Source organism: Pseudomonas sp. Pseusp49 (assembly GCF_059491875.1).
On the sequence record NZ_CP168514.1, the window covers coordinates 3,189,045 to 3,202,318 of the forward strand.

Here is a 13,274-nt window from a genome sequence, read left to right on the forward strand (position 1 = left end):
GGCCAATCCTTGCGGGCAGTGAGGGAGGCGCTAGAGCATAGCGCCGCCGCCCTCAAAGGAACACCGCCAAGTATCAAATCAGACGTTTCGGTCAGCCTTGGTTCTCGCAGGCGTCGGAAAGTTTACGGTAGGTGATTTCTGCGGGTTTCCCCGTTTCATCGATGTACTTCATGTCGGCCTTCACCACTTTGCAATCCAGGGTGTCCGGCTCGGTCAGTGAAATCACTTTGCTGACATGCAATGGCATGCCGTAGTGGTAGGGCACGGCCTGAGCAGTCGTGGTGTCATTGGCCTGGGCCAGACCGGCAAACGCGGTGCAGGCGAGGGTGGCGGTAACCAGCAAGATGCGAGTGTTCATCAGCGATCTCCAGTGCGTACGGGAAGTCAGTTCGATGTGTGGCCTGTCGAACCTGCCGCACCGGGCGTCAGAACAGTCTGAGGGCGTGCGGTCCAGTGAAGTGTTGGATCGCACGGTTAAACGAGGGTTAACCCGGCTGAACGCCGCCTGTCGCGATGGCGCGATCCTGTGTATCAGTTAAGACCATCGCGAGCAGGCTCGCACATTGCCCAAGCGTCGACACAAATGTCATGAACGCCCCGCAACCCTGTGCGAGCCCGCTCGCGAAGAGGACCTCGAATTCAGCGCAAATCCAACTGCTCCCGATAAGGCAGATCCGGCCCGGTCTTGCTGCACGTCAACGCCGCCGCCTGCACCGCGAACTTCAGCATGCCGTCAATCTGTTCGCGGCCAAGCTGCTTTACACCCTCCACCGAATCCAGTTGCTGTTCGGTCAACCAGGCAATCAATGCCGCTTGAAAGGTATCCCCTGCGCCCACGGTGTCAGCGATTTTTACCGCGCAGGCCGGAGCCGACCACGAGCCGTGAACCCGGCTGAATACGGTCGCGCCTTCGCCGCCACGGGTCAGGAACACCAGCTGGCAGCGATGCTGCATCCAGCCCTCGATCACTTGCGCCGGGTCCTGGCCTGGGTACAACAGATGCAGGTCTTCGTCGCTGACCTTGATCAGGTCGGCCAATTCCACCAGCGTCGCGATCCGATTACGCCACCGTTCGATGTCCGGTTCCGGGTTCAGGCGCACGTTCGGGTCGAGGCTGATCAGGCGTTTGCCGCTTTCCCGGCGCACCAATGCCAACAGGGTGTCGGCAATCGGCTGTACCACCAGGGAAAACGATCCGATATGCAGGCCGCGCACTTCAGGCCCGAGTGCCGGCAGGTGCTCCGGTTTCAACTGCCGATCGGCGCAGCCTTCGCCACGGAAGCTGTATTGCGGCGAGCCATTGGCGCCCACGGCGACCATCGCCAAGGTGGTCGGCGCGGCGAAATCCAGCAGGAAGTCCTGGCGTACACCTTCATCCTGCAGCACCTGCAACAGGCGCCGGCCCAGGTAGTCGGTGGACAACCCGGCCAACAGCGCCGAATCCACGCCCAACCGGCGCAATCCCACGGCCACGTTGAACGGCGAGCCACCGGCAATGGCTTTGAAATTCACTTTGGACGCCAGACCGCCGGCGTCGTCTTCACTGAAAAAATCGAACAGCGCTTCGCCACACACCAGGTACATAGTTGTTCACTCTTCAAAGGGTTGCGACATGTTGTCGATAGCGTTCATAAGCCTGCTGACTGGCTCGTACATTGTCGGCGACCGGCAGGGTTTCGCTGGCCGGGTCGAGCTTCACGCAGCGCTCGCACAGGTCCGCCAGGCTGAGTTCGTTCCCTGTCGCCCGGGATACGCACCAGGCCGCCTGGATCGCCGCACCCAGGGCCGCGGCCTCGCTTTGTTCAGTGCAGATCACGGGGGTATTCATGGTATCGGCGACGATCTGCCGCCACACCGCGCTTTTCGATCCACCACCGATCAGCCGGATGCTGCGGCTTTGTAAGCCATTGTGGCGCAGCAGGTCCAGTCCGTAACGCAAACCGAACGTCGTGCCTTCGACGACCGCGCGGCACAGGTTGGCCCGGGTCAGGTTGCTCATGGTCAGGCCCGACAGGCTGCCGCTGGCATGGGGCAGGGCGGGCACCCGCTCGCCGTTGAAGAACGGCAACATGCTCACGCCTTCGGCACCGATGGGCGCTTCGGCAACCAGTGCGTTGAAGTGATCGATGTCGAGGTCCAGCAGGTCGCGAACCAGGCCGGTGGCGTTGGTCAGGTTCATGGTGCAGATCAATGGCAGCCAGCCGCCACTGGAAGAACAGAACGTGGCGACTGCGGCATCCGGGGCGACGTTCGGCCGGTCGGCATAGGCGTACACCGTGCCTGACGAGCCGAGGCTCATGGTGATTGCGCCGGGCTGGATATTGCCGGTGCCGATGGCCCCCATCATGTTGTCGCCGCCGCCACTGGAGACCTGTGCCCGCGGATTGATGCCCAGGTGCTCGGCAATCCCCGGCAGAATCGTTCCGACCGCCTGGTGCGAGTCGATCAGTTCGGGTAGCGCGGCTTGCAGGCGTCCGCTGGGGTCGATGTCGCACAACAACTGCACATCCCACTGCCGGGTACGCACATTGAAGTACCCGGTGCCCGACGCATCACCGTTTTCGCTGCAACTGCGGCCGGTGAGCCAATGGTTGAGGTAGTCGTGGGGCAGCAGGATATGGGCGATCCGGGAAAACACCTCGGGATGCTGCTCTTTGGTCCAGAGCAGCTTGGATAAGGTATAGCCCGGCGCGATGACCACGCCGAGGCGATCCAGCGAAGCCTGTTCGCCGCCGAGGTGGGCCAGGAGACGGTCATTCTCCGGCGTGGTTTCGGTGTCGCACCAGAGCTTGGCCGGACGCAGCACCTGGCCCTGATCGTCGAGCAGCACCAGGCCATGTTGCTGGCCGGACACGCCAATGCCGAGGATCGACTGGCCATCGACCCTGGCCGCGAGCAACGCGCGGCGGGTGGCCGTGGCGAAGGCTTCCAGCCACTGATGGGTGTCCTGTTCGCGGCGGCCGTTGGCCGCGCTGATCAGGCTGTGGCTGGCCGCGCCCTGGCCGAGCACTTCACCACTGACCGCGTCGAGGATGATGGCCTTGGTGCCCTGGGTGCCGCAGTCGATGCCGAGGAAGAGTTGTTGGTTTGGCATAGTAGATCCTTGGATCATTCAACTTGGATGTCGCCTGTCAGGCCGCCTTCGCGAGCAAGCCCGCTCCCACAGGGGAATGCATTTCAAGGGTGGGAGCGGGCTTGCTCGCGAAGACGGCAGCAGCTCCACCGCAGGACTTACGCCAACACCCGCTCCAGCGTCCGCGACACCCCCACCTCACGTAAACTGTTGCAGCACCACTCGAACGCCGCGACAAACTCCGGCGAGCGGGGTATCGCCGTACCAAAGATCTCCTCGACCGCCAGCAACCGCTGGGTAATCAGCACATCATCGGCCACCAGCGCCTGGCAGAACCCGGCACGAGGATCGGGAATGCTGTACGTGTCGCCATGTTCGTCCACGCCCTTCAGGTACAAGGCCCACGCCGCCACCACCAACGCCGCGCGTTTGGTTTCGCGGCCATCGGCGATCAGGCGGTTGATGGTCGGCACGGTGAATTTCGGAAACTTCGAAGAGCCGTCCGAACACACCCGTTCAAGCTGGTCGGCAATCGCCTGATTGGAGAAACGCACCACCAGGGTGTTTTTGTACTCGGTCAGGTCGATTCCCGGCACCGGGGCCAGTTGCGGCGTCACGTCCAGGTCCATGTAGGCGCGCATGTAGCGTACGAACAACGGATCGTTCATGGTCTCGTGGACGAAACGGTAACCCTTCAGGAACCCCAGGTAGGTCAGCGCCAGATGGCTGCCGTTGAGCAGCTTGATCTTCATGTCTTCGTAGGGCGTGACGTCGTCGGTGAACTGCACGCCGACCTTTTCCCAGGCCGGGCGACCGTTGACGAACTTGTCTTCCAGCACCCATTGCACAAAGGGTTCGCAGACCACCGGCCAGGCATCGTCTACCCCATGCTGGTCCGCCAGTTGCAAGCGGTGCGAGGTGCTGGTCATCGGCGTGATGCGGTCGACCATGGCGTTGGGGAAACTGACGTTGGTGTCGATCCAGTCACGCAGTGGGATGTCGTGCAAGGCGGCGAAGGCCAGCAGGGCCTTGCGGGTGACGGCGCCATTGTGCGGCAGGTTATCGCAGGACATCAGGGTGAAGGCTGCTGTGCCGGCGGCGCGGCGCCTGGCCAGTGCGGCACAGAGCAAACCGAACACGGTCGTTGGCGTGTCGGGGTGCGCGAGGTCATGCCGGATCTGCGGCAAGTGCGCCATGAACTCACCGGTGCTGTCGTCAATGCAGTAACCGCCCTCGGTGATGGTCAGCGAGACGATGCGGATCTCGGGACTGGCCAGTTTGTCGATCAGCGCCCGGGTGTCGTCTTCGGCCAGCAGCATGTCGCGGATGGCCCCGATCACCCGCACTTCGGTGTCGTCGCCATCGCCGAGCTCGAACAGGGTGAACAGGTAGTCCTGATCCTTGAGATCGTCACGGGCGCGACGGTCCTCGGCACGCAGGCCGACGCCACAAATGGCCCAGTCCAGGCCTTCACCGGTGTTCATCAGCGCATCGGTGTAAAACGCCTGGTGGGCGCGATGGAAACCGCCGACGCCGATGTGCGCAATGCCTTGACGGGTATCGCCCAGCGCGTAGGCGGGCAGGGCCACTCCGGGGGCGAGGCGGTTGAGGTTCTGTTTATTGAGTTTCATCACAGTCTCTCTGGGATCAGGCTGCAACGCGCAATGGGCGGGTCAACGCCACACCGTCGGCATCGAATAAATGGCAGTGTTGCGCGTCCAGGTGCAGGCTCAGGGTTTCGCCGTAGCGGCTGGCCAGGTCGCCGCGAACGCGCAGGGTCAGGGCTTCGCCGGAGGAAGTCCGGACGTGGCAGAACGTGTCGCTGCCCAGGCGTTCGCTGACATCGGCGGTGACCTGCAAGGTGCAATCGCCGGGTTTGGCCAGTTCCAGGTGCTCCGGGCGAATGCCCAGGGTCACTGCGCTGCCGACGCTCAGACGGGATCCGCTCAAGGGCAGGCTGATGCGGGTGCCAGCGTCCAGTTGCACTTCGCAGCCCTGGCTGTCGACGCGGGTGACCTTGCCCTTGAGGAAGCCCATTTTCGGCGTGCCGAGGAAACCGGCGACGAACAGGTTGGCAGGCTGGTGATAGAGGTCCAATGGCGAGCCGACTTGCTCGATCTTGCCGCCGTTGAGCACAACCACTTTGTCGGCCATGGTCATGGCTTCGACCTGGTCGTGGGTGACGTAGATCATCGTCGCTTGCAGGTCTTTGTGCAGGCGCAGCAATTCCAGGCGCATCTGCACCCGCAGGGCCGCGTCGAGGTTGGACAGCGGTTCGTCGAACAGGAAGATTTTCGGGTTGCGCACGATGGCCCGGCCAATCGCCACGCGCTGGCGTTGGCCGCCGGACAGCTGCTTGGGCTTGCGCTCCAGCATCGGCCCCAGTTCGAGGATGCGCGCCGCTTCGCTGACCTTTTTCTCCACTTCGGCTTTGGCCACGCCGGCAAGGTCAAGGGCGAATGACATGTTCTTGCGCACGCTCATGTGCGGGTACAGGGCGTAGGTCTGGAACACCATCGCCAGGTCGCGCTTGGCCGGGCTCACTTCGGTGATGTCGCGGCCATCGAGTTCGATGGTGCCGCCGCTGACTTCTTCGAGCCCGGCGATCAGGCGCAGCAGCGTGGATTTACCGCAGCCCGACGGGCCGACGAAGACCACGAATTCCTTGTCGTTCACTTCCAGGTCGATGCCCTTGATGATGGAGAAACCTTCGAAGCCTTTTTGCAGATTCTTGATTTTCAGGTTGGCCATGGTGGTGGGCCTCCGGTTGATTTTTTTTAAGATCAAAAGATCGCAGCCTGCGGCAGCTCCTACAGGGGGAACGGTGTGCTTTATGTAGGAGCTGCCGAAGGCTGCGATCTTTTGCTTCTGATTCATTTCACGGCGCCGAACGACAGGCCGCGGACCAACTGTTTCTGGCTGATCCAGCCGAAGATCAGGATCGGCGCACAGGCCAGGGTCGAGACCGCCGACAACTTGGCCCAGAACAGCCCTTCGGGGCTGGAGTAAGAGGCAATCAGGGCGGTCAGTGGCGCGGCTTTCGACGAGGTCAGGTTCAGCGACCAGAAGGCCTCGTTCCAGCACAGGATCAACGACAGCAGCACCGTGGACGCCAGGCCACCCTTGGCGATCGGCAGCAATACCCGGAGCATCTCCTGGACCAGCGTTGCGCCATCCAGCCGCGCGGCTTCGAGGATGTCTCGGGGGATGTCCTTGAAGTAGGTGTAAATCATCCAGACCACGATCGGCAGGTTGATCAGCGTGTAGATGACGATCAGCGCGATCCGCGTGTCGAGCAGGCCGAAACTCTTGGCCAGCAGGTAGATCGGCATCAGCACGCCCACCGGCGGCAGCATCTTGGTCGAGAGCATCCACAGCAGCGTGCCTCTGGTGCGCCGGGTTTCGTAGAACGCCATGGAGTAGGCCGCCGGCACCGCGATCAGCAGGCACAGGGCCGTGGCGCTGAAGGAAATCACCACCGAGTTCCAGGCAAAACTGAAGTAATCACTGCGCTCGTTGATGTGCAGGTAGTTCTCCAGCGTCGGCATGAAAATGAATTGCGGTGGCGTGGCGAAGGCCTCGATCTCGGTCTTGAAGCTGGTCAGTACCATCCAGAAGATCGGGAAGAAGATCAGGATCGCGATGGCCCAGGCCAGCGTCCCGAGCAACAGGCTTTGCAAACGACGGGATTGTTGAAGAGTCATGGCAGGCCTCAGGCTTTGTCGGTCAGGTTTTTGCCGATCATCCGCACCAGAATGATCGCCGCGATGTTGGCAATGACCACCGCGATCAAGCCGCCCGCCGAGGCCATGCCGACGTCGAACTGCACCAGCGCCTGGTTGTAGATCAGGTAGGCGAGGTTGGTCGAGGCGTAGCCGGGGCCGCCGTTGGTGGTGGTGAAGATTTCGGCGAACACCGAGAGCAGGAAGATGGTTTCGATCATCACCACCACCGCAATCGGCCGCGCCAGGTGCGGCAGGGTCAGGTGCCAGAAGATCGCAATGGGGCCGGCACCGTCCAGGCGTGCGGCCTCTTTCTGTTCCTGGTCGAGGGACTGCATGGCGGTCATCAGGATCAGGATGGCGAACGGCAGCCATTGCCACGAGACAATGATGATGATCGACAGCAGCGGGTAGTGCGCCAGCCAGTCCACCGGTTGTGCGCCGAACAGTTTCCAGACGTAGGCGAGGATCCCCGACACCGGGTGGAAAATCAGGTTCTTCCAGATCAGCGCGCCGACCGTGGGCATGATGAAAAAGGGCGAGATCAGCATGACCCGCACGATGCCGCGACCGAAAAACTCACTGGCCTCCAGCAGCGCACTGATCAGCACACCGAACACCACGCTGATCAACAGCACGCTACCCACCAGCAACAGGGTGTTGGTGGCGCCGGGCAGGAAGCCTGAATCGGTGAGGAAGTAGGTGAAGTTCTCCAGCCCGACGAACGCGTTCTCGCCGGGGTCGAGCAGGTTGTAGCGAATCGTCGAGAAGTAGAGGGTCATGCCCAGCGGCACGATCATCCACAACAGCAGCAGTGCCACCGAAGGGCTGACCAGAAACCAGCCGGGATTGACCACGCGGCTTTTGCGCAGGGGTAGGGCAATGTCCATGTGAGCTTTGGCAGTTGATGTATTCATGGTGATCAGAACCAGTCGAGTACGGGCAGATGAAAATCAACTGTGGGAGCGGGCTTGTGTGGCGAGGGGGCTTGCCCCCGTTGGGTCGCGAAGCGGCCCCAAGCTTTGCGACTGCTTCGCAGCCGAACGGGGGCAAGCCCCCTCGCCACACAAGCCCGCTCCCACATGGGTGACGGGGTTACTTGGGATACCCGGCGCGCTTCATTTCGCGCTCGGTGGTTTGCTGGGCAGCCGCCAACGCCTGGTCGACCGTGGTCTGGCCGATCAGCGCCGCCGAGAAGGATTTGCCGACCTGGGTACCAATGCCCTGGAACTCGGGAATGGTCACCAACTGGATGCCGATATAAGGCACCGGTTTGAGCGTCGGCTTGCCCGGGTCCGCGGCCTTGAGCGATTCGAGCGTAACCCTGGCGAACGGCGCGGCACTCATGTAGGCCTCGCTGTAGGTCGAGGCCCGCGTGCCCGGCGGCACGTTGGCGATGCCGTCTTTTTCCGCGACCAGTGCGCTGTATTCCCGGGAAGTGGCCCAGGCGCTGAACGTTTTCGCCGCGTCCTTGGCCTTGGAACTGGTCGGAATGGCCAGCGCCCAGGAATACAACCAGGTCGAGCCCTTGTCAGTGACCTGATGCGGCGCATAGGTGAAACCGACGTGATCGGCGACCTTGCTCTGGGCCTTGTCGGTGACGAACGAGCCGGCGACGCTGGCATCGACCCAGATCGCGCATTTGCCGCTGTTGAACAGCGCCAGGTTTTCGTTGAAACCGTTGCTCGATGCACCCGGCGGGCCGGATTTCTTCATGGTGTCGACGTAGAAGTTCAGTGCCTGCTTCCACTCGGGCCCGTTGAATTGCGGCTGCCACTTTTCGTCGAACCAGCGCGCGCCATAGGCGTTGGCGACGGTGGTGATCAGCGCCATGTTCTCGCCCCAGCCGGCCTTGCCCCGCAGGCAGATGCCGTACTGTTCCTGGTCCGGTTTGTTGAGTTTGGCGGCGAATTCACCGATCTGCTCCCAGGTCGGACGCTCGGGCATGCTCAGGCCGGCGTCCTTGAACAAATCGGTGCGGTAATAGGTGATCGAGCTTTCGGCGTAGAACGGCAGGGCGTACAGCGAGCCTTTGACCGACAGGCCTTCGCGCACCGACGGGAATACGTCGTCCAGGGCATAGCTGGCCGGCAAATCCTTCATTGGCTCCAGCCAGCCCTTGGCGCCCCAGAGTGCCGCTTCGTACATGCCGATGGTCAGCACGTCGAATTGCCCGCCCTGGGTGGCGATGTCGGTGGTCAGGCGCTGGCGCAGGACGTTTTCCTCGAGCACCACCCAATTGAGCTTGATGTCCGGGTGCTCGGCCTCGAAGGTTTTCGAGAGCTTTTGCATGCGGATCATGTCGCTGTTGTTGACGGTGGCGATGGTCAGGGTCTGGGCGCCAAGGCTGACGCTGCTGAGGGTCATGCAGGTGAGGGCAAGCAGGGCTTTTACCGAAGGTTGCATCGTGCACTCCTTTTCTGCACCCGGCGGGATACAGAAGGACAGTTATTGTTTTTGTGTCTTCCGAAGGCAGGAAGAATGTGCACGGATTACAACCTTCATTGGAGGGCGAGACAAATCATCCATCGCACTTCAACTGATACTTTTTTGCACTGTTATTTTTGGCCGTAGACGCAAGGAAGGGCTTTTCAGCAATGGGGTGGCATTGAATCTGTACAGGTTTCGAGCTTGGCTACGACCCCTTGTGGGAGCGGGCTTGCTCGCGAAAGCGGAGTGTCAGGCGACATTTCTCAACCTGACACAGCGCTTTCGCGAGCAAGCCCGCTCCCACATTTGATCGCATCTAGCCGAGGTTTTGCTCGGTCAACCGCTGCACCACCAACCGCCGGTAATGCGAAGGCGTCATCCCCTTGAGCTGCTGGAAGCGCCGGTTGAAGTTGGAAATGTTGTTGAAACCGGATTCGAAGCACACGTCCGTGACCGGTTTGTCGCCATCGGCCAGCAACTCGCAGGACTTGCTGATGCGCAGGCGATTGACGAATTCGATGAAATTGCGCCCGGTGGCCTGCTTGAACACGCGGCTGAAATACGTGGGCTTCATGCCCAGGTGTTCGGCGACTTCTTCCAGCGGCAATTCCCGGGCGTAATGGGCGAAGATGTAATCCACCGCGCGGTTGGTGCGATCGACGTTGTTCTCGTCGGCCAGTTGCGGCGTCGTGGCGCCGGAGAGCAATTGGTAGTCGTCGGTGGCCGCGAGCAACTCCAGCAGAATGAAAAAGTGCCCGAGACGGGTCGCACCGCTGGTATCGGCGATGCGTTGCATCAGATCCATCGCCTTGGCGATAGTGTGCTTGCCGCGAAACTCGATGCCGTACTGCGCGCGCTCCAGCAAGGGTGCCAGTGTCTTGAGCTCGGCAAACACTTGATAGCCGCTGTCGAACAACTCGTCGGTGAAGTTGACCAGCATGTCGCGCTTGGGCACCACTTCGTCCTCGGCCACCTGGCTGATCCAGTTGTGGGGCAGGTTGGGGCCCGTCAGGAACAGGGATTGCGGATAGAAGTTGCCGATGTAATCGCCAATGAACACCTTGCCGGAACTGGCGACGATCAGGTGCAGCTCGTATTCCTTGTGGAAATGCCAGCGCACCAGCGGGCAGGGAAAACCGTGCTGGCGGTAGATGATGGACAAACCATTGTGGTCGTCCATCAACTCATAGGAGGGATCGGTGACTCTGGCGGTGCGGGTCATATCCAGGGTGGTCTTGTTGTTATTCAGGCGCCAATCATGCACCCCCGCCCAGGACAGTTCCAGTTCCCCGGTCTTACTTCTTGTTCTGTCCCCTGGAAAGGTTGATTTCCCGGCAATAGCTGACCAGTTGTGTCGCTCCAATAAAGTCGGCACTGATGATGCTGCACTTCTGCGTCCATCCAGTGCCCGGAGCAAACCACTCGTTCAATTCCCGGGTGATTCGTTTTACACCGGCCAGTTCTCCATAACTGGTGGCGGATAACGACCAGAGCGCGCTTTCGTCGGGCGGATTATTCAGTGATCTTTCAATGTACTGCCTTAACTCTTCGGGAGAAGTAAAGTCGTTGCCACTCCATTCAACCGGGATTTTTGGCCAATACAGGGGAGAGTTGAAGTCCGGATGCCAATCGGCGGCAAGTACGACTCTTTGCAGGGGATTTATTTTCTTTAGTGCGCCCAGTGTCAAATAACGGTTTTCTCGCGGAATCAATCGCCTGCCCAGTTCACTCATGATGGCCTCATCAAAGCCTGTGTAGTCGAAACTCTTTTCATCAAGGCCTTTGAGCTCGCGCATATCCAGCACGACGAACTCATCCGGGTTTTCATTGAGGAAAAAGTCCAGGCTCTTGAACAACTCACTCAACGATCGCCCCCTGAGCAGCTTGAAGCCGTGAAACGTATGGAACTTCCTGACTCCCAGCCAGTGCTCGTCTGAATGGAATCGCAAGTCGAGTGCCCGGACACCCTCGTTGAGCTGCTGGATAAAGGGGCCATCCTGGCAGACGAACCAGTGACTGACGGGTTGAACGTGGATCGGGTAAGAGAAGTCATAATCCACTCCCGCATTATGGGCGCCGGGCCAGACCAGTTCCAAGAGGGTTAACTTGTCAATGGAAGACGTCGCCGACATCCAGTTTTTGTAGGGGTAAGTATTTGTCATCGTGCAGTCCGTTGCTAATTAAGAATAAAAAACGCCCGACTATCAGGTTTGATGTCGGGCGATTTATTCTTGGTCGCAAGTCAGGCACTGCACAAGTTGTCAGTGTTTCGGGATATTGTTATTGCTGGCTGTTTTTCGCCTCTATCCATTGCGCCATGTATTGAGTGCTCTTGTGCTGATGATGACGCAGCATGCTGCCGGTAAAGTTGTCTCGCCGGATGTTGGCCAGATCCCGTTGACAATCGACCAGCCGCTGGATCAAGGCCGGGCCATGAACGGATTTGCGGTAGCGACTGGCAAGCAGGGTTTGCCCGTGCGCCTGGGCATCTAGCCAGCGCGTCTTGTCGTTGTGCAGTTGCACGGCCTGATCGGCGAACTCCCGTGCCGAACGGGTCACTGCACCGGGCCACGCTTGTTCGCCATGCATCGCTTCCGCACCGACAGGCGTTGTCACATTCGGTGTGCCACAGAGCATCGCATCGACAATCTTGCCTTTGATTCCCGCGCCAAAACGCAGCGGCGCCATACAGACCCGTGCCGACGACATGACCTGCAGTGCGTCCTGCGCCCAGTTCATCACATGAAAACCCTGGGCCGGGTTATGCAGGGCGGTCGCCTTGGGGGGGGTATAGGCACCATAGATATGCAATTGGGCGCCGGGCAACTGCTCGCGAATCAGCGGCCAGATAGCGGTTTTCAACCAGAGCACCGCATCCCAGTTGGGCGCATGGCGAAAATTGCCGATATGAAGAAAGTGTGCCCGGTCTTCGAACGCCACCGGCGCACGGGTCGGCAGTTCGACCATCAATGGGCACCAGTGCAGCAAGTTGCGCGGAATTCTGAACTGCTCGACCAGCAATTCGATTTCCACTTCGGAAACCATCAGCGTCAAATCACAACGATAAAACGACGCGATCTCACGCTTGGCCAGATCGGTATCGGCCATGTGTTCAAACTCTTCACGCGACGCCGGGGCGAACAGGCCGCTGAAGTCATTGTTGTCCTGACTGGCCTTCAAGCGCTCCTTGAGGCGTTGATGCCGACCCTGCCTGAGGCTTTGCAAGTCGCAACTTTCCAGTACGCGCAACGCGTCGGGACAATACTTCTCGACCCGCCACCCGAACTGTTCCTCCATCATGAATTGATCGAACAACACGATGTCCGGCGCCAGTTCACTGATGAAGGTGTCGAAACTGCTGTTGTTCAGCTCGATGGGTACTTCACGAATACCCAGCGCCGTCAGGTCGGCGCGCTGTTCGCCGAAACCTGCCGGGCTGCTGAAGGTGATATCCCAGCCTTGCTGCAGGAAAACCTCGAGAATCTGCATGACATGCCCGCTGGCCGCGGACGAGCGGGGCTCGGGCCAGACGTAACCAATGACCAGGACTTTGGTTGCGCGGGGCTCAATCATGTAGGGGATTTCCTTGAAGCGAAGACAGGGCAGGGACGAAAAAGGCGCGCATTAAACCACAGTGGGTCGCCAGGTCACTCGAGAATGCCTTTGACCTTGTCGCGCAACTGATCAATGGAGAAGGGTTTGCCGATCACGTGCATGTCGGCGGGCACATCGATGCTTTCGGCATAACCGCTGGCAAACAGGATGGGCAGGTCGGGGCGTATCGTGCGGGCGAGGGTGGCCAGTTCGCGACCATCCATGATCGGCAGGCCGACATCCGTCATCATCAGGTCAATGTGTTGATTCGAGTCCCTGAGTGTCTCCAGAGCCTGTTCGCTGCCGTCGGCTTCCAGCACCTCGAACTCCAGTTCCTCCAGTACGTCGACAATCAGCATGCGCACGATGGCATCGTCTTCGACGACGAGGATGGTGTAGGCGTTGACGGATGACATAGTGAACTTCCTGAAAAGATTGGCATTGCCGGTCGCTGG

The 13,274-nt window shown here is 60.4% G+C and carries 12 protein-coding genes; all 12 read right to left on the minus strand.

Annotation, left to right across the window (positions count from 1 at the left end; translation table 11 throughout):
* Positions 1-91: 91 nt before the first annotated feature.
* Complete coding sequence (locus ACEN83_RS14415) at positions 92-358, minus strand: DUF2790 domain-containing protein (RefSeq protein ID WP_495580703.1); 267 nt, start codon at positions 356-358, stop codon at positions 92-94.
* A gap of 281 nt (positions 359-639) precedes the next feature.
* Positions 640-1,584 carry a carbohydrate kinase family protein gene (locus ACEN83_RS14420; RefSeq protein ID WP_495580704.1) on the minus strand — a complete coding sequence of 315 codons (945 nt, stop codon included), beginning with the start codon at positions 1,582-1,584 and terminating at the stop codon, positions 640-642.
* A 13-nt stretch (positions 1,585-1,597) separates the two neighbouring features.
* Positions 1,598-3,094, minus strand: a complete 1,497-nt coding sequence (gene xylB / locus ACEN83_RS14425; protein ID WP_495580705.1) for a xylulokinase — start codon at positions 3,092-3,094, stop codon at positions 1,598-1,600.
* Between the two features lie 137 nt (positions 3,095-3,231).
* Positions 3,232-4,704, minus strand: coding sequence for a mannitol dehydrogenase family protein (locus ACEN83_RS14430; RefSeq protein WP_495580706.1), 1,473 nt, complete (start codon positions 4,702-4,704; stop codon positions 3,232-3,234).
* Between the two features lie 16 nt (positions 4,705-4,720).
* Positions 4,721-5,824 carry an ABC transporter ATP-binding protein gene (locus ACEN83_RS14435; RefSeq protein ID WP_007970566.1) on the minus strand — a complete coding sequence of 368 codons (1,104 nt, stop codon included), beginning with the start codon at positions 5,822-5,824 and terminating at the stop codon, positions 4,721-4,723.
* Positions 5,825-5,946: 122 nt separating this feature from the next.
* Positions 5,947-6,777: a carbohydrate ABC transporter permease gene (locus tag ACEN83_RS14440; RefSeq protein WP_495580707.1), complete on the minus strand. Its 831-nt coding sequence runs from the start codon at positions 6,775-6,777 to the stop codon at positions 5,947-5,949.
* 8 nt (positions 6,778-6,785) lie between these two features.
* Positions 6,786-7,712, minus strand: coding sequence for a carbohydrate ABC transporter permease (locus ACEN83_RS14445; RefSeq protein ID WP_495580708.1), 927 nt, complete (start codon positions 7,710-7,712; stop codon positions 6,786-6,788).
* Positions 7,713-7,890: 178 nt separating this feature from the next.
* The gene (locus ACEN83_RS14450) at positions 7,891-9,201 is read right to left on the minus strand and encodes an ABC transporter substrate-binding protein (RefSeq protein ID WP_495580709.1); all 1,311 of its coding nucleotides are present in this window, start codon (positions 9,199-9,201) and stop codon (positions 7,891-7,893) included.
* A gap of 340 nt (positions 9,202-9,541) precedes the next feature.
* On the minus strand, positions 9,542-10,447 hold the full coding sequence (locus ACEN83_RS14455) for an AraC family transcriptional regulator (protein WP_033047396.1): 906 nt from the start codon (positions 10,445-10,447) through the stop codon (positions 9,542-9,544).
* 73 nt (positions 10,448-10,520) lie between these two features.
* Entirely contained in the window at positions 10,521-11,387 is an 867-nt protein-coding gene (locus ACEN83_RS14460) for a phosphatidylinositol-specific phospholipase C domain-containing protein (RefSeq protein ID WP_495580710.1), read from the minus strand.
* 118 nt (positions 11,388-11,505) lie between these two features.
* Positions 11,506-12,798, minus strand: a complete 1,293-nt coding sequence (locus ACEN83_RS14465; RefSeq protein WP_495580711.1) for a glycosyltransferase — start codon at positions 12,796-12,798, stop codon at positions 11,506-11,508.
* 74 nt (positions 12,799-12,872) lie between these two features.
* Positions 12,873-13,235 (minus strand): response regulator, encoded by a 363-nt coding sequence (locus ACEN83_RS14470; protein ID WP_495580712.1) that lies wholly within the window; start codon positions 13,233-13,235, stop codon positions 12,873-12,875.
* Positions 13,236-13,274 lie beyond the last annotated feature (39 nt).

Bases quoted from the DNA above. Each gene is read 5' to 3' on its own strand.
- ACEN83_RS14415 (WP_495580703.1), bottom strand. From the start codon at position 358: ATGAACACTCGCATCTTGCTGGTTACCGCCACCCTCGCCTGCACCGCG.
- ACEN83_RS14420 (WP_495580704.1), bottom strand. From the start codon at position 1,584: ATGTACCTGGTGTGTGGCGAAGCGCTGTTCGATTTTTTCAGTGAAGAC.
- xylB (WP_495580705.1), bottom strand. From the start codon at position 3,094: ATGCCAAACCAACAACTCTTCCTCGGCATCGACTGCGGCACCCAGGGC.
- ACEN83_RS14430 (WP_495580706.1), bottom strand. From the start codon at position 4,704: ATGAAACTCAATAAACAGAACCTCAACCGCCTCGCCCCCGGAGTGGCC.
- ACEN83_RS14435 (WP_007970566.1), bottom strand. From the start codon at position 5,824: ATGGCCAACCTGAAAATCAAGAATCTGCAAAAAGGCTTCGAAGGTTTC.
- ACEN83_RS14440 (WP_495580707.1), bottom strand. From the start codon at position 6,777: ATGACTCTTCAACAATCCCGTCGTTTGCAAAGCCTGTTGCTCGGGACG.
- ACEN83_RS14445 (WP_495580708.1), bottom strand. From the start codon at position 7,712: ATGAATACATCAACTGCCAAAGCTCACATGGACATTGCCCTACCCCTG.
- ACEN83_RS14450 (WP_495580709.1), bottom strand. From the start codon at position 9,201: ATGCAACCTTCGGTAAAAGCCCTGCTTGCCCTCACCTGCATGACCCTC.
- ACEN83_RS14455 (WP_033047396.1), bottom strand. From the start codon at position 10,447: ATGACCCGCACCGCCAGAGTCACCGATCCCTCCTATGAGTTGATGGAC.
- ACEN83_RS14460 (WP_495580710.1), bottom strand. From the start codon at position 11,387: ATGACAAATACTTACCCCTACAAAAACTGGATGTCGGCGACGTCTTCC.
- ACEN83_RS14465 (WP_495580711.1), bottom strand. From the start codon at position 12,798: ATGATTGAGCCCCGCGCAACCAAAGTCCTGGTCATTGGTTACGTCTGG.
- ACEN83_RS14470 (WP_495580712.1), bottom strand. From the start codon at position 13,235: ATGTCATCCGTCAACGCCTACACCATCCTCGTCGTCGAAGACGATGCC.